This is a genomic window from Mastigocoleus sp. MO_188.B34 (assembly GCF_030065675.1).
Lineage (GTDB): Bacteria > Cyanobacteriota > Cyanobacteriia > Cyanobacteriales > Nostocaceae > Mastigocoleus.
The window spans coordinates 1-16,061 of record NZ_JASJDK010000027.1 but is presented as its reverse complement, the minus strand read 5'-3'; the positions used below and the strand labels follow the sequence as shown (position 1 = coordinate 16,061).

Annotated in this window: 12 protein-coding genes; 7 read left to right on the top strand and 5 right to left on the bottom strand. The window is 39.0% G+C overall.

The window, feature by feature from the left end; all coding sequences use genetic code 11:
* Window positions 1-129 precede the first annotated feature (129 nt).
* Complete coding sequence (locus QNJ50_RS09355) at window positions 130-3,147, bottom strand: Ig-like domain-containing protein (protein WP_300634511.1); 3,018 nt, start codon at window positions 3,145-3,147, stop codon at window positions 130-132.
* Between the two features lie 711 nt (window positions 3,148-3,858).
* Here QNJ50_RS09355 and QNJ50_RS09350 point away from each other — a divergent pair.
* The 3 genes from QNJ50_RS09350 (at window position 3,859) to QNJ50_RS09340 (ending at window position 6,644) form a co-directional block, all read left to right on the top strand.
* Window positions 3,859-4,893: a chlorophyll a/b binding light-harvesting protein gene (locus tag QNJ50_RS09350; RefSeq protein WP_300634508.1), complete on the top strand. Its 1,035-nt coding sequence runs from the start codon at window positions 3,859-3,861 to the stop codon at window positions 4,891-4,893.
* A gap of 66 nt (window positions 4,894-4,959) precedes the next feature.
* Window positions 4,960-5,925 (top strand): chlorophyll a/b binding light-harvesting protein, encoded by a 966-nt coding sequence (locus tag QNJ50_RS09345; protein ID WP_300634505.1) that lies wholly within the window; start codon window positions 4,960-4,962, stop codon window positions 5,923-5,925.
* Window positions 5,926-6,296: 371 nt separating this feature from the next.
* Entirely contained in the window at window positions 6,297-6,644 is a 348-nt protein-coding gene (locus tag QNJ50_RS09340) for a hypothetical protein (protein WP_366914242.1), read from the top strand.
* A gap of 118 nt (window positions 6,645-6,762) precedes the next feature.
* On the opposite strand, the gene QNJ50_RS09335 is transcribed toward QNJ50_RS09340, so the two are convergent.
* Window positions 6,763-8,388, bottom strand: coding sequence for a 2-isopropylmalate synthase (locus QNJ50_RS09335; protein ID WP_300634502.1), 1,626 nt, complete (start codon window positions 8,386-8,388; stop codon window positions 6,763-6,765).
* Window positions 8,389-8,515: 127 nt separating this feature from the next.
* Here QNJ50_RS09335 and QNJ50_RS09330 point away from each other — a divergent pair, with 127 nt between their 5' ends.
* The 3 genes from QNJ50_RS09330 (at window position 8,516) to QNJ50_RS09320 (ending at window position 12,239) form a co-directional block, all read left to right on the top strand.
* Entirely contained in the window at window positions 8,516-9,205 is a 690-nt protein-coding gene (locus QNJ50_RS09330) for a GntR family transcriptional regulator (RefSeq protein ID WP_300634499.1), read from the top strand.
* Between the two features lie 264 nt (window positions 9,206-9,469).
* A complete protein-coding gene (locus QNJ50_RS09325; RefSeq protein WP_300634497.1) occupies window positions 9,470-10,996 on the top strand; it encodes an acyl--CoA ligase in 1,527 nt (508 codons plus the stop codon).
* 262 nt (window positions 10,997-11,258) lie between these two features.
* Window positions 11,259-12,239: a 2-dehydropantoate 2-reductase gene (locus QNJ50_RS09320; protein ID WP_300634496.1), complete on the top strand. Its 981-nt coding sequence runs from the start codon at window positions 11,259-11,261 to the stop codon at window positions 12,237-12,239.
* Between the two features lie 195 nt (window positions 12,240-12,434).
* Here QNJ50_RS09320 and QNJ50_RS09315 read toward each other — a convergent pair whose 3' ends face one another.
* A complete protein-coding gene (locus tag QNJ50_RS09315) occupies window positions 12,435-12,953 on the bottom strand; it encodes a shikimate kinase (protein ID WP_300634495.1) in 519 nt (172 codons plus the stop codon).
* Window positions 12,954-13,104: 151 nt separating this feature from the next.
* On the opposite strand from QNJ50_RS09315, the gene QNJ50_RS09310 reads away from it, so the two are divergent.
* Complete coding sequence (locus QNJ50_RS09310; protein ID WP_300634494.1) at window positions 13,105-13,410, top strand: hypothetical protein; 306 nt, start codon at window positions 13,105-13,107, stop codon at window positions 13,408-13,410.
* On the opposite strand, the gene QNJ50_RS09305 is transcribed toward QNJ50_RS09310, so the two are convergent.
* Window positions 13,379-14,515: an ATP-binding protein gene (locus QNJ50_RS09305; protein ID WP_300634492.1), complete on the bottom strand. Its 1,137-nt coding sequence runs from the start codon at window positions 14,513-14,515 to the stop codon at window positions 13,379-13,381. The genes QNJ50_RS09310 and QNJ50_RS09305 overlap by 32 nt on opposite strands.
* 5 nt (window positions 14,516-14,520) lie before the next feature.
* Window positions 14,521-16,061 (bottom strand): WD40 repeat domain-containing protein (locus QNJ50_RS09300; RefSeq protein ID WP_300634489.1); only part of this gene is annotated, 1,541 nt, incomplete at its 5' end.

The following is a 16,061-nucleotide window of genomic DNA, read 5'->3' as shown; positions in this document are numbered from 1 at the left end:
ACTTATAAACAGAGGTTTTTAAGCAGCTAATTTACCCCAATCAAGAATCAACAAAAGCTTTGTTGCATAAATGAGCCCAAATAGGTAGGTGCTTTGTCGCACCATACCTAAATACATCTAGAACTGTACCTATATAGTCGGTAACGCACCTGAGATGATGTTCGTCGTTGTTAAGGTAACTTGATCTGTCAAAGTATTTGTGTCACCATCCAGGTCTAGGATTGCAGTTGCAACAATTTCGTTGCTTGCTCCCAGAGAAGGATCGAGACCATCTACTACTAGTGGACCGAAGGAATATCCAAGAGGACCAGAAACTAAATCACTCGGACCGATATTGAGTTCTCCAGGCTCGCCATCTTGGAGTTCACCATTAACAGAAATTTTGAAGTCAATAACTTCACCCAAGACGGGATTGGCGAGTATAGCTCCTGTGAGAGCATCACTAGTTAGCACTTGTTCGGGTCCACCGGTATTATCAATTTTATCAAGTCCAAATCCCGGGCTAATATCGCTACCAGAGCCTACACCAATTGCATTACGCTGAACGTTAAGGTTATCCAGAGCAGCTAATTCACTGGTGAAGTTGATTGCATTGGGGTTGTTGTTACCTACAAATGTATCAGTTCCAGGTTCACCATCACCATCACCACCAGTGTTTGGGAGACCATCTGATAAGAAAAAGAGAAGATTGGTGGCATTTCCGACATCTGGCTCTCCACTAAAGAAGTCGACAGATTTATCTAAAGCATCATCAAAATTTGTGATTCCATCACTTCTCAGACTCAGTAACGTATTTCGCAGAGTTGGATTGATGACATTCGGATTGTTCGGATCGGCAATATCAAAACTACCTTCCATAGTAGCGTTACTTGAAAAGGTAATCAGCCCAATATCAACATTGCTATTATCTAATCCAGGAGTTGCAATAATAGATTCAATCAGGGCAATAGTCGATGCAATTTCAGCATCCAGAATTGTGTTAGACGATCCATCCCCATTCACATCACCAACAGGACTACCATTAAAAGTAGCTCCTGTACTACCGGAAACATCAATCACAATACCAATATTGAATGGTGGCTGGAATTCAGGTGTGGAAATAAAGCCTTCTATAAAGGTTGTACTATTGGCAGTTTGCTGTTCAGTTGTCAATTCAATTTTCTGCGTTTGCGACCCAAGGGTACCTTGAGCAGTAGTAGTTTGACGACCAGGATCGACAATATTGATGTTCGCCGTCGCGGTGTCGGTACCACCATTACCATCAGAAATGGTATAGGTAAAGCTATCTGTACCGCCAGAGAACCCATTAGTTGGTGTATATGTAAAGTTACCATTTGGATCCAAGGTAACGGAACCATTATTGGGGTTAGTATTAATGGTCGCCGTTAACGTGTCGCCATCTAAATCTGTATCATTAGCGATAATATTGCCACTAACAGAGGAGTTAAAGCCGTCGCCATTATTTTCATTTGCTTCTACAGTATAGCTGTCATTAACGGCATTCGGTGCATCATTAACAGGATCTACTGTGATGTTTACAGTTGCTGTATCAGTGCCACCGTTACCATCAGAGATAGTGTAGGTAAAGCTATCTGTGCCATTGAAGTTAGCATCTGGAGTATAAGTATAGCTACCATCTGAGTTTACAGTAACTGAACCATTGCTGGGGTCGCTATTTCCAGTAACAGTTAAGGTATCACCGTCAAGGTCAGAGTCTAAGCCTTCTCCAGTATCGTCGGTAATTACATTGCCACTAACTGGAGTATCTTCATTAGTGGTGTAGTTATTATTTACCGCATCTGGTGGGTCATTAACAGGATCTACTGTAATGTTTACGGTTGCTGTATCAGTGCCACCGTTACCATCAGAGATAGTGTAGGTAAAGCTATCTGTGCCAGTGAAGTTAGGATCTGGAGTATAAGTATAGCTACCATCTGAGTTTACAGTAACTGAACCATTGCTGGGGTCGCTATTTCCAGTAACAGTTAAGGTATCACCATCAAGGTCAGAGTCTAAGCCTTCTCCAGTATCGTCGGTAATTACATTGCCACTAACTGGAGTATCTTCATTAGTGGTGTAGTTGTTATTTACCGCATCTGGTGGGTCATTAACAGGATCTACTGTGACTGTTACCGTTGCAGTGCTAGTATCGCCATCATCATCAGTAATGGTGTATTCAAAATTATCTGTACCATTAAAGTTTGGATCTGGCGTATAGGTTAATGTACCGTCAGGGTTAATTACGACAGTTCCATTGCTAGGATTACCAACGGCGGTCACAGTTGTATTCGGTTCGCCTGCAATATCGTCGTTCGCAAGTACATCAATATTGATAGGTACATCTTCATCAGTAGTTACAGAATCGTTAACTGCATCAGGGTTGGGATCGACGATAACTGTAACTACTGCTGTACTTGTATCACCATCACTATCAGTTATGGTGTAGGTAAAAGTATCTTCTCCAAAGAAATCAGGGTCTGGAGTATAGTCAATGGTGCCATCAGGATTGACGCTAACTGTACCATTAGCTGGACCGTTACCGGGTTCAACAGAAACTGTAGCGGGTCCGTCTCCTTGGTCGTCATTCCCGAGAACGTCAATAGTGACAGGAGTGTCTTCTTCAGTATTAACTGTATCAGGTACTGCATCAGGGGCTAAATCTGATGTTCCCACCAATTTACTACTACCCCTACGACTAGTGCTACCGGGTATTATGCTGTTATTAACACTGGTGAGACGCACACCAAAATCTTGGTTTTCAAATAGATCCAAGGTTAGATCGACAGAATCATGGGAAAGGATAAATGTTGTGGATTGAATATCATCTCTACGAATTCCCGAGGTACCAATCTTGACTCCACCGTCAAACTCAGTATCCGTGCCAATCATATTGATATCAAGACCGAGACTATTTACCCGGTTAGTCCTAAACCGAGATCCAGTAACGTCATCTCCAGCAACAGAAAGACCATTAACTAGCGATTCATCAGAAATATTGAAAAATAAACCTCGTAAATCTGCGATGGTACCGTCAATCACCTCAACTGCGACTTGAATAGTCCCATCTCCAAGCTCAGTTAAAGTTATCCTGGCATTTGCAGGATTGCCTTGTACACTTGAAATATCAAAAGATAATGTGCTGCTCATTATATTTTCCTTCTAAATCACTAAAACCAGACCTATCAAGATGATTGAATCCTCAAGACAACATCCTGAGGAATCAACTATCAACAAGATCGAAATCTAAGCTGACAATTTGGGATTGTGTCTGTCTGAATTGCTTGGTAATACCATCAAGCCCACTCATCGATCACCTTCAAAGGACTGGCTGTAATATCATGTTCTGAAAATTAAGCCTTATACTTAATTTCATCATCCCCATCGTTCAGATAAAAAAAAAGGGGTTTTAGTGGGATTTAGTGGGATTTTGTAACTAAAATTACAGTAAATTTAGTACCAAACACCATTTACCATTTACCACAGCAAAAATATTTATGACTCTGAAGTATATATAATTTTTTATTCATTAAGTTTTGTAAATACTATTGCTAATTAAAATTATTCTCAATAAACTGAGATTAAAATCAAAAGCTATTGCTTATCAACTTCAATAGCATTGCGTGGCGCAACAGCGTTATAAAATTTTCGATGTAGAATCTCTCAAGGTTGCTTATGAAATACCGTATTAACCTTAATAGCCTGTGAATCCGGTATTTTTTGGTAGTTAACTTGTTGACCAGCAAGATTCTAATGCTGTTATAGCTTGTGATGCGGCGTCCTCAATTGCAGAAAATTACCACAAGTTGATATCAATCAGTTGATTATTATTGGCAATAGATTTTATTAAAGAGCTAGACCATGCAAACTTACGACAAACCTCAAGTCAAATATGATTGGTGGGCTGGAAATGCCCGTTTTGCCAATTTCTCTGGGTTGTTTATCGGCGCTCATGTTGCACAAGCTGCTCTAATTGTGCTTTGGGCTGGGGCATTTACATTATTTGAAATATCACGATACAACCCGGAAATTGCCATGGGCGAACAGGGATTAATTTTACTTCCCCATTTGGCTACACTTGGTCTTGGTGTGGCAGATGGAGGAAAAATAGTTGATACTTATCCCTATTTTGTCATTGGAGCCGTACATTTAATATCTTCAGCAGTTTTAGGTGCGGGTGGATTATTCCATACCTTCAAAGGACCAAAGAATTTGAAAGATGCTTCTGGAAGGGCTGCAAAATTTCACTTTGAGTGGAACGATCCGAAGAAGTTGGGCTTTATCTTAGGACATCATCTGCTGTTCTTAGGCGCTGGAGCTTTACTATTAGCAGCAAAAGCAATGTTCTTTGGTGGATTGTATGATGCAGCTTCCCAGACAGTTCGCGTTGTTAGTAGCCCCACCCTTAATCCATTTGTGATTTATGGCTACCAAACTCATTTTGCCTCTGTAAACAACCTTGAAGACTTAGTCGGGGGACATATATTTGTCGGTTTGTTGTTAATTGGAGGTGGAGCTTGGCATATTCTTACAGAGCCATTACCTTGGGCTAAAAAGCTGTTGATTTTCTCTGGTGAAGCTATTCTTTCGTACTCTTTAGGAGGAATTGCTCTAGCAGGATTTGTTGCAGCTTATTTTTGTGCAGTCAATACCCTTGCTTATCCTGTAGAGTTTTACGGTCCAGTTCTAGAGCTTAAGTTTGGTGTTTGCCCTTATTTTGCTGACACTGTACAGTTGCCAAATGGCGCTCATACTGCCAGAGCATGGTTAGCGAATGCCCATTTCTTCTTGGCATTCTTCTTCCTCCAAGGACATTTATGGCACGCACTTAGAGCTATTGGAGTTGACTTCAAGCAAGTCGAGCAGGCATTAAATACTGTAGGTAGCGAATCTTAATCATCACATACAGAGGTGTTGCAATGCAGCACCTCTATTGCAACATATGAGCAGTTTTACAAAGCTATGACAGTTTCAACAGAAAAAACCTTTGCTGAAGGCACAAATTCACCCTGGTTAATTGGTAATGCTCGTTTAGTAGATTTATCCGGTCAACTATTAGGTGCTCACATTGCTCATGCAGGGTTAATTGTATTTTGGGCTGGAACAACCACCATACTTGAGGTCTTACGTTTTGCTCCTGGAGTACCGTTGTCGGAGCAGGGAATGACTTTACTGCCCCATTTAGCAACTTTAGGTTGGGGTGTTGGTAGTGGTGGTGAAATTATAGACACATATCCCTATTTTGTAATTGGGATGTTGCATTTAGTTGCATCTGCAGTTTTAGGAGCTGGAGGGCTATTTCATGTATTTCGCGGTCCGGCTATTTTATCTAGTCTGGGGGGACAAGTAGCAAAATTTCACTATGAATGGTACGACCCGAAAAAGTTAGGTTTTATCTTGGGTCATCACCTAATCATTTTAGGATTTGGAGCATTGCTCTTAGTTGCAAAGGCAATGTTTTTTGGGGGAATCTATGATGCAAACATTGCACAGGTGCGTTTAATTGATAACCCCACTCTAGATCCAAAAATTATCTTCGGTTATTTATTAGGATTGAAAGATGGTGCTTGGACGGCTTTGGGAATGGCGAGTGTTGATAATTTAGAAGATGTCATCGGCGGTCATATTTGGATTGGTTTAATCCTAATTGTTGGTGGAACTTGGCATATTCTGGTACAACCTTTTGGTTGGGTCAAAAAACTGATGCCCATTGATAATGGGTATGAGATTTTGTCCTACAGCTTACTTGGCTTAGCTCTAATGGCTTTAATCTCCAGCGCTTTTGTTGGTAATAATACCATTGTTTTCCCTTCAGAATTTTATGGTTATAACCGAGTAGGATTGGTTAGTATCCAATTATTGTTAAGTTTAGTTGCATTTGCAGGTTTTGTTTGGCATTATTGGCGTTTCCGTCAAACCAGTAATTAATTTTTGACTGGGTTTGATATTTTAATGTCAAGTTTGTTCTTTTGGTAAGTATAAGGTTGTTAGTAATTGGTCATTAGTAACTGGAATTGGGTTGAGCTTATTGGTTTTTCCACGACACACCCTTTAGTAAATTCTCAATAATCTTTTGACAATAGGTTTTTTAGCATAAGATTTCAAATTACCTATTACTCATTAACAATTACTAACTCTAAGATATAAGCAGTACTCAAACGAACAAAACCAAAACCTCTACATTTCGTCCTTTAGCTTCTGATGTCTGTAGTTCACCAAATGGAGCAAGTGTATCTACAGGCATTTTTTTTAGTTTGAAAGTATTTGAGTCTGAAATTATTTGAGTTTGAGGATTATTAATGCTGTTAGCTAAAATTGTTTGTGCTTGTTTTGCCTGGTCTATAGTAATTCTTTCGATCGCAAGTGTGTGGTTCTCCTGGGAAAAAGGACGCAAACATCTCCGAAGATTACATCAAATACCTTGTAATCGTTGCGTTTTCTTTACCAACGACTACCGATTGAAATGTACGGTTAATCCAACCCAGGCTTGTTCTGAAGAAGCTATCAATTGTATTGATTTTGAAGTCAAAATAAAAACATGTAACAGTTGCCACAATTCTCCGAATAAATCTTACATCACATTTCTAAGAAAAGTTTTCCCTGTCCAATACCTACAAAAGAAGGATATAGAGAGCAAATATCCATAGAGATTAGAGATTTGACGCACAAAAAATGTAGAGACGTAATATACTACGTCTCCATAAAGTTAACTGGATTCTGCATAGGTATCTAGTTTTTCTATTACCCCTACCAGAATTTCATAGATTAATGCTTAGATAATATTAAATCTTTTTCTACTTCTGCTTTAGTCCCTACTCTTTGCAAATAACCATAGAGTCGATTAATTGCTTGAATATGAGCAAATGCTGCAGCAACAACTATATCCGTATCCGATGCTTGTCCGGAAAATATTCGCTCTTGGTAACGCAGTCGCACAGTAACTGTACCTAAGGCATCAATTCCCTCTGTTACTGATTGTACGGCAAATTCAATGAGTTGATTGGGAATTTTTATTAATCGATTAATTACTTTATACACTGCATCCACTGGTCCAGCACCAACAACAGCATCAGTTAAGATTTTACCTTCTGGAGTAACAATAGTCACGGTTGCAGTGGGACAAGCACAACTACCGCAAGATACTTGAATATGTTCAATTTGAAAGCCTTTTTCTAGGGTAATCTGAGTCTCATCTCGGACAATAACTTCAATGTCCCAGTCAGAAACTTCTTTTTTCTTGTCAGCAACTTCTTTAAAGCGAATAAAAGCTTTATTTAAATCAGCTTCATTCAATTCAAATCCTAGTTCCCGAAGACGAACTCGAAAAGCATTGCGTCCAGAATGTTTACCTAAAACAATACTATTTTCTTTCAAACCAACCGATGCAGCTTCCATGATTTCATAGGTTTGACGGTGTTTGATAACTCCATCTTGATGAATCCCAGATTCATGAGCAAAAGCATTTGCACCAACTATTGCTTTGTTGGGTTGTACTAGCATTCCAGTGTAGTTGGAAACTAAACGGGAAGTTTTGTAGATTTCCGTAGTTTTAATATTTGTTAGGGGTATTTGTGAGTCAGACGATCGCCCAAAATAAGTATTAAAGTAAAACTGACGCACATCTAAAGCCATAACGATTTCTTCAAGTGCGGTGTTACCAGCACGTTCCCCGATCCCGTTAATGGTACATTCTACTTGACGAACTCCATTCTCAATCGCAGTCAGAGTATTTGCTGTAGCTAAACCGAGGTCGTTTTGGGTGTGAATGGAGAGAATTGCTTGGTTGATGTTGGGAACATTTTGCTTGATACCTTGGAGCAATTTTTCGATCTCTTTTGGCGTTAAGTAACCTACAGTATCGGGAATGTTAATGGTGGTTGCACCTGCTGCGATCGCGCGTTCCAAAACTTGGTAGAGGAACTCTGGATCGGAACGAGTCGCATCCATTGGGGAAAACTCTACGTCTTCCATAAAAGATTTTGCATAAGCAACCATTTCTTCAGCGATCGCTAGAACTTCACTACGAGTTTTTTTCAACTGATACGTGAGGTGAATATCGGACGTAGAAATAAAAGTATGAATCCTACCCCGTGCTGCTGGCTTTAAAGCTTCTGCTGCAGCTTCAATATCTTTGCGAACCGCCCTTGCTAAGCTACAAATTATTGGACCGTTAAGAAGACCCACTTCTCTAGCAATATTTTGTACTGCTTCAAAGTCGCCACGGCTAGAAACAGCAAATCCAGCTTCAATGACGTCTACACCTAATACTCCGAGTTGACGAGCAATAATCAGCTTCTCTTCCGGATTGAGAGTAGCACCGGGGGATTGTTCGCCATCCCGCAAAGTGGTATCAAAAATAATTACTCGGTCTTGTTCTGGTTTAGCGTTCATAATTTTTAGATCTTTCCAAACAAAGATTCAACACCCAAAATAAACAAGCAGTTGCGAATCAGATTATTGTATTCAGATTACTGTATATTGTATACAATATACTAAAAATAGTATACAAAATCTTGAGATGAATTTAAGCGAACTTGCAGCAAATGTACAACAAAAGCAACGCAGTACCCCCGAACTGATTGCTGATGCTTTACGAGAAGCGATTATTCAAGGCATATTTACAGAAGAACAATCTCTCAGGCAAGATGAAATAGCAAAACAATTTGGAGTTAGTCGCATACCTGTTAGAGAAGCACTACGTCAATTGGAAGCAGAAGGTTTAGTAAAGTTTTATAACAACAGAGGTGCTGTAGTTTCTGGTTTATCTCCGAGTGAAGCTCAAGAAATTTGCGAAATTCGCATTGTCTTGGAAAGTATGGCGATTAAATTTGCAATACCTAACTTAGAAGAAGTCGATATAGAAAAAGCTCAATCCATTTTGGATTCAACAGTAAAAGAAACTGATATTGCAATGCTAGGAAAATTAAATTGGGAATTTCACTCCACTTTATATGCCCCAGGAAAACGAAGTAGATTATTAAATATGATTAATAATTTACACATTAGTACAGAACGATATGTACGTTTACAAATGACAAGGATGAATTACTTAGAGCGTTCGCAGAAAGAGCACTACTTACTTTTAGATGCTTGTCGAAATAAAGATACTTCTACTGCTGTGAAATTATTGAAGCGACATATAAACTCAGCAGGGAAAGAATTGGTAGATTATTTAGAAAAACACTCTAAAAAATATGCAAATAAATAATTACTATTGGGTTCAATACTAATCATTCACACCGCTAGCAACAGAAAGACCTGAATGTTTCTGCTTTGTCTATAAGCCCGCAGGGAATAGTCGTAGGCATCGCACTAATTTTATTGTGGTTATAGTTTGAAAACACGCCCTAGGGGGGGATATCAATAATGATTTTGGGTAATAAACCATACTTCCTAAATATCCTCTTACGCGCCGCCTAACACACCCTACGATAATTTTATTTTTGATTTATACGTCTTTTTAGAACAAATAATGGTTTCAAACGATCGCAAGAATAAAACTTTATTGGATCTCTTAATCGGAGATGACGAACATCCTGCTTTAATTGCTCCAGAACGATCAACCTTGAGCTATAAACAATTAAAACAGCAAATCATCGATCTTGCAGCCCAACTCAATAAATTTGGAATTGGTCGGGGCGATCGCATTGCAATTGCGATGACTAATGGACCTGAGATGGTTGTAACTTTTTTAGCTGCAGCTATGTGCGGTACTGCTGCTCCTCTCAATCCCAAATATTCTCAGGCTGAGTTTGCTTTTTATTATGAGGATCTCAATGCTAGTGCATTAATTATTTTAGATGAGGGTATCCCTGCAGCGAAAGCAGCTCTCACAGATAATATCTTGCTAATTCAAGCAAAGTTGCAACCTGAAGGATTATCTTTTCATCTGCAAGGTGTTACAAAACGAGATGAGCGATCGACTGAGTTAGCCCAACCAGAAGATATCGCGATGATTTTACACACCAGCGGTACAACTAGCAGACCGAAGCGAGTTCCCATCAAACATCGAAATTTAGCCGCTTCTGCAGGAAATATCATCGGTACTTATAATTTAACAGCAGAAGACCGGGCATTATGCGTAATGCCTTTATTTCATGTCCACGGTTTAGTTGCTTCCATGCTTTCAACCCTATCTTCCGGGGGAACTGTTATCGTTCCGGTTGGTGGTTTCAACGCTTTAGAATTTTGGAAATGGTTTGCAGAATTTCAACCAACATGGTACTCGGCAGTACCTACAATGCATCAAATGTTACTAGCTAGAGCCAGTCGCAATCCAGAAGCGATCGCCAAAAGTAAGTTGAGATTTCTGCGCTCCAGTAGTTCTTCTTTACCTACTGTAGTCTTGGAACAACTAGAAACAACTTTCAACGCTCCGGTGCTCGAAGCATACAGCATGACTGAAGCATCACATCAAATGACTTCTAATCCTTTACCCCCCGCAGAACATAAACCTGGAACTGTTGGTTATGGCTTTGGAGTCGAAATCAATATTATGGATGAAGCCGGAAATCTTCTTCCTCAGGGTGAGTTGGGGGAAGTAGTGGTGAAAGCTCCCAATGTAGTTGATGGTTACGAAAATAATCCCGAAGCTAACACCAAAGCTTTTACTAATGGTTGGTTTCGCACCGGGGATCAAGGGGTAATTGACGAGTCGGGTTATTTATCCCTGACGGGACGTTTAAAAGAATTAATTAATCGTGGTGGGGAAAAGATTTCTCCTTTAGAAGTAGATAATGTAATTTTGCGTCATCCCGCAGTGGAGGAAGTTCTCAGTTTTGCAGCACCCCATAAAACCCTGGGTGAAGATGTTCACGCAGCAGTTGTTTTAAAAGAAAATATTGATGAACAAGAATTAAGACAATATTGCTTGCAATATCTTGCAGATTTTAAAGTTCCCCGTAAGTTTCACTTTTTAGAAAGCTTACCCCGAGGTGCGACAGGAAAACCTCAGCGACTGAAAATGGCGGAATTACTCAAAATTACTGCAGAAAAGTAAAAAGTAAAAAGTAAAAAGCCATTAGCATAGCGTGTCCGTAGGACATAATTCAAAATTAATATTTTTTATAGCTTGAACTTTTCCCCCTTTCCAAGGGGGTTAGGGGGATCCAAATTCAATAAATTTGTAACTAGTAGTAACTTTTCCCCTTTCCAAGGGGGTTAGGGGTATCCAAATTCAATAAATTTGTAACCAGCAAATTTTTCCAAGGGGTTTAAGGGGATCCAAATCAGCTATTTATGTAATTATGAGGAGCGATCGCATGAAGATTTGCATTTTTGGTGCTGGTGCAATTGGTAGTTATTTAGGAGCAAAATTAGCTAAATTACCACCCTCAGAGGTAAAAGTTACTTTCATCGCTCGGGGAAAACAACTCAAAGCTCTACAAACCCAAGGATTACAACTAGAAGAAAATGGTGTACGAGAAACCACTGATAATTTTATTGCAACTGCTGATGTTGATACCGTTGGACCACAGGATGCAATTTTTGTCACTGTCAAAGCCCAAAGCGTACCTAAATTAGCACCTTCTCTACCGGCTTTATATGGCTCAGAAACAATGGTCGTTACTGCACAAAATGGTATTCCCTGGTGGTATTTTCGTAACAGTGGTACCCAATATGAAGACCGCAAAATTCTTACTGTAGATCCCGATGGGGTCGTAGAAGCAAATATTCCCATCGAGCGAGTCATCGGTTGCATAGTTTACCCCGCAACAGAATTAATTGCTCCTGGAGTAGTGAAACATATTGAAGGCGATCGCTTTACCCTCGGTGAACTGGATGGGAGCAAAAGCGATCGCATCAAAAAATTAGTTCAAGTTCTACGTCAAGCGGGTCTGAAAGCGCCAGTCCGCAACCAAATCCGTAATGAGTTATGGCTTAAACTTTGGGGAAATTTAGCTTTTAATCCCATCAGTGCAATTACACGAGCAACTTTAGAAGATATTTGTAAATACTCATTGACCAGAGAACTAGCCCGGAATATGATGCTTGAAGGGCAGGTGATCGCCGAAAAATTGGGAGTAAAATTTAGTATTTCCCTAGAACAAAGGATTGAAGGAGCATCATCAGTCGGCGCTCATAAAACATCTATGCTTCAAGATATAGAAGCGGGTCGTCCAACAGAAATAGATGCTTTATTAGGAGCAGTAATTGAATTAGGAAAATTGACTGATACTCGAACCCCACATTTAAATTCTATTTATGCCAGCGTGAAATTACTAGAAAAAGGTATCTTATAAATCAATACGGTTCAGATAAGCCTAAATTTCTTTTGTAGAGACGCGACAGAGGCTAACGCCGACGCCGCAGGCTCTGTCGCGTCTCTACAGTGTTATTTGTTTAAAAAAAGTCTTAACTGAACTGTATTGTCTTATAAATTAGATACTTGCAAAAAAAAAGTATAAACATTGACTTTTGTTATTAATTTAAGTAACTTACGTTAAATTTAGCAACCAATCTTGTGTAGCCTTTGGCGATTGCAGATGAACTATATTTAAATGACTGTTTTCAGGTTTTTTAAATAAAATTGGATACTTTTTACGCCGTTTGTGATAACTCTTAAAAGAGTGTAAAATAATTGACTTATTGCTGAACAATTTTCTCCAAGTTTCATAGTTACCATTGCAGACTTCTTGTTTGGTAATTATTCGATTCAGGGATCTTTTGGTAATTCGACTCATAACTGTTACCAAAGAATAGTCTAACCACACTACAGTATCAGCCCGACTCCAAATAATATCTCTCACTTTACTGTATTGACCATCAACAACCCAGCTTTCTTCTGTTAAGGAATCTGCAACGCGTTCACGAAAAATTTCTTTTGGTACTCTTACCCAATTGGATTCCCAGTACAAATAGTCTAATTCTATGTGTGGAATTGTTAGACTTTGGGAAATTTGTTTCGCTAAAGTTGTTTTCCCCGAACCAACACCACCAATTATAGAAATTCGCATGGAAATAATGACTGATTTTAAATTTTTTATAAAGCAAATGTATAGCTTATAGCAGTTTATATATTTTGGCAGGGGATGGGTTATACAATTAACCCTGAAAATACAACCCTGAAAATACAATCCTGAAAATAATAAATAGTCTTAGTTTGTTATGACAAATTTACCCGTTGTTTCCTTCAGTGTAGATCGAACTGTTGTTGCTGAAGGTGGAGAACCACAAATTTTTACTTTTAAGCTTAGCGAACCAGCACCAAGCCGTGGGTTAACGGTGAGACTAAATATAAAATACTCGTATTTGGCTCGTAGTAGCGCTTTAGCGCTAAAGCGCTATTACAAACAAGTTATGATTTTTCTTACTAACCTACTTAAATCAGTTGGTAGAGACGTTACAGAGGCTAACGCGGACGCCGCAGGCTGCAATATCTCTACGAATATTTTGATTGCGGATGTGCACTAAGCCATTTACCAAAATTACTATGATATAAACCATACTTGTTATCTCCATCAATTTGATGCACAGTAAGAAACTCAATCCAGTTTTCTAAGACTTCTTCAACATCATATTCATCAGCATCAATTATTTGGGAAATTTCTTCTACTGTTTGTCCCCTGCGTTGTGATAGTGGTGATTGGTCTTGCACTAATGAATTTTGTACTAGTGTATTCAAAACGGCTTGAGCAATTGGATCTGCTTCTTCTGCTGGAAACATTTTCTGTAAATGCTGTTGGTAATATGTTTCTAAAGCAGGAGGAAAAGATGTTCTATCTAAAATCTCTGCAAGAGAAGAATTTTCTGGATAGAAACCTGTCTCTAGCGCAGTTAAAATTTGTCTGACATACATGAAGTTGTTGTCACTTTTATTTGTTAACTGTTGAGTAAATTCTTGTTGGGTTACTTCAAACATTTCTTTGCTAGCAGTGGATGAATGTAAAGCTTTTTGTATGTGTTGTTGAATATATTTTTGAATATAAGCTTGTATATCTTGGTGATTGTCTTCAGGATAATCCTTTAAATTGAACAATTGAGAAGGTGCTTCTATTAATAAACCAGATTTTTCTCTAAAAAAAGGACGACGAGCGAGGAGAAAATATATCCCTTTTGGCATATATCTGGGAAGATAAAATAAATTTGAACCAATAGACTGTCTGCCGTAGTCTATTGCATCTAAGCTATCAATTACAATGATAAATCTTTGGTTGGGTGCTAATTGGTCGCTAATATATTGGAGAATAAGTTGCAAAGAAGTTCCATTTGCAGCTTCTATCTCAGTGATAATGGTTTTTAGGAATTCTTCAGCTCGATTTTTACCTTTAATTTGAGGGTTATAGTAAAAAACATGGGAATTTTCTCTCACATATTTGGCGAGAATTGCACTTTTACCGCTACCCGGTACGCCAACAATTGTAAAATAACCCCTGTCGTAACGGTTGAGAAAGTCGTTGATTGCGGTGAAGAGAAATTCTCTACCTACGAAATCAAAGATTTTTTCTTGGAGAGTTTGTTGAAATTTCCTTGGTATTATTCTGTTATTGATTTTAATGATTAGCTGTTGAGAATTCATAGTTATTAAATATTATCTGTCACTCCTTCTAAACGAAAAAAATGTAACCGTCCAGATGCTTCTCCCGCCACAACTGTTAAAGCATCTGGTGAAATAGCACAGCAATACATGCTACTATCACCACTAAAAGTCGCAATTACCTCCCCTGTTTCTAAGTTCCATAGCTTGAGAGTTTTGTCCGAGGAAGCAGAAATTGCTCGTTGACTATCTGGTGTGTATGCTACTGCATTAACCGAGTCACTATGACCAGTAAAAGTATAGATTTCTTCCCATGTTTCTAAGTTCCACAGCTTGAGAGTTTTGTCCGAGGAAGCAGAAATCGCTCGTCGATTGTTTGGTGAGATTGTTACTGCATTAACCGATTCACTATGATCAGTAAAAGTATGGATTTCTTCCCCTGTTTCTAAGTTCCATAGTTTGAGAGTTTTGTCATCGGAAGCAGAAATTGCTCTTTTACCATCTTGTGTGATTGCTACTGAGTTAACCAAGGAACTATGACCAGTAAAAGTATGGATTTCTTCTCCTGTTTCTAAGTTCCATAGTTTGAGAGTTTTGTCACAACAGCCATAAATAACCCGTTGACCATCTGGTGTGACAGCTAATGACTTTACCCCGGAACCGCGAACAGTAAAAGTGCGGGTTTCTTCACCTATTTCTAAATTGAAATTCCATTGTTTGACAGTGACAGTTTTGTTCGGTTTCCATAGGTCAGAAATACAGTTACAAGAAGCAGAAATTGCTCGTTGACCATCCGGTGAGATTGTCAATGCATTAACCGAGTCACTATGACTTATAAAGGTATAGATTTCTTTCCCTGTTTCTAAGTTCCATATCTTGAGAGTTTTGTCCGAGGAAGCAGAAATCGCTCGTTGACCATCTGGTGCAATTGCTACTGCATTAACTGAGTCATTATGACCAATAAGAGTATGAATTTTTCCCCCTGTTTCTAAGTTCCATAGCTTGAGAGTTTTGTCCGAGGAAGCAGAAATCGCTCGTTGACCATCTGGTGCAATTGCTACTGAATTAACTAAGGAACTATGACCAATAAAAGTATGTAGTAGTTCGGCTATTTCTAAGTTCCATAGTTTGAGAGTTTTATCGCAATAACCATAAATAACCCGGCGACCATCTGGTGTGATTGCTACTGACTTTACCCCGGAACCATGAACAGTAGAAGTGTAGATTTCTTCCCCTGTTTCTAAATTTAAATTCCATAGTTTGATAGTGACGGTTTTGTTCGGTTTCCATAGGTCGGAAATACAGTTGCAAGAAGCAGAAATGGCTCTTTGACCATCTGGTGAGATTGTTATTGTATTAACCGAGTCACTATGACCAGTAAAAGTATGAATTTCTTCCCCTGTTTCTAAGTTCCATAGCTTGAGAGTTTTGTCCGAGGAAGCAGAAATCGCTCGTTGACCATTTGGTGTAATTGCTACTGCATTAACCGAGTCATTATGACCAGTAAAAGTATGAATTTCTTCCCCTGTTTCTAAGTTCCATAGCTTGAGAGTTTTGTCCGAGGAAGCAGAAATCGCTCGTTGACCAT

Excerpts from the sequence above, each read along its gene's own strand:
- QNJ50_RS09320 (WP_300634496.1), top strand. The coding sequence starts at position 11,259 with ATGAAGATTTGCATTTTTGGTGCTGGTGCAATTGGTAGTTATTTAGGA.
- QNJ50_RS09345 (WP_300634505.1), top strand. The coding sequence starts at position 4,960 with ATGACAGTTTCAACAGAAAAAACCTTTGCTGAAGGCACAAATTCACCC.
- QNJ50_RS09355 (WP_300634511.1), bottom strand. The coding sequence starts at position 3,147 with ATGAGCAGCACATTATCTTTTGATATTTCAAGTGTACAAGGCAATCCT.
- QNJ50_RS09315 (WP_300634495.1), bottom strand. The coding sequence starts at position 12,953 with ATGCGAATTTCTATAATTGGTGGTGTTGGTTCGGGGAAAACAACTTTA.
- QNJ50_RS09330 (WP_300634499.1), top strand. The coding sequence starts at position 8,516 with ATGAATTTAAGCGAACTTGCAGCAAATGTACAACAAAAGCAACGCAGT.
- QNJ50_RS09305 (WP_300634492.1), bottom strand. The coding sequence starts at position 14,515 with ATGAATTCTCAACAGCTAATCATTAAAATCAATAACAGAATAATACCA.
- QNJ50_RS09335 (WP_300634502.1), bottom strand. The coding sequence starts at position 8,388 with ATGAACGCTAAACCAGAACAAGACCGAGTAATTATTTTTGATACCACT.
- QNJ50_RS09310 (WP_300634494.1), top strand. The coding sequence starts at position 13,105 with ATGACAAATTTACCCGTTGTTTCCTTCAGTGTAGATCGAACTGTTGTT.
- QNJ50_RS09350 (WP_300634508.1), top strand. The coding sequence starts at position 3,859 with ATGCAAACTTACGACAAACCTCAAGTCAAATATGATTGGTGGGCTGGA.
- QNJ50_RS09340 (WP_366914242.1), top strand. The coding sequence starts at position 6,297 with ATGCTGTTAGCTAAAATTGTTTGTGCTTGTTTTGCCTGGTCTATAGTA.
- QNJ50_RS09325 (WP_300634497.1), top strand. The coding sequence starts at position 9,470 with ATGGTTTCAAACGATCGCAAGAATAAAACTTTATTGGATCTCTTAATC.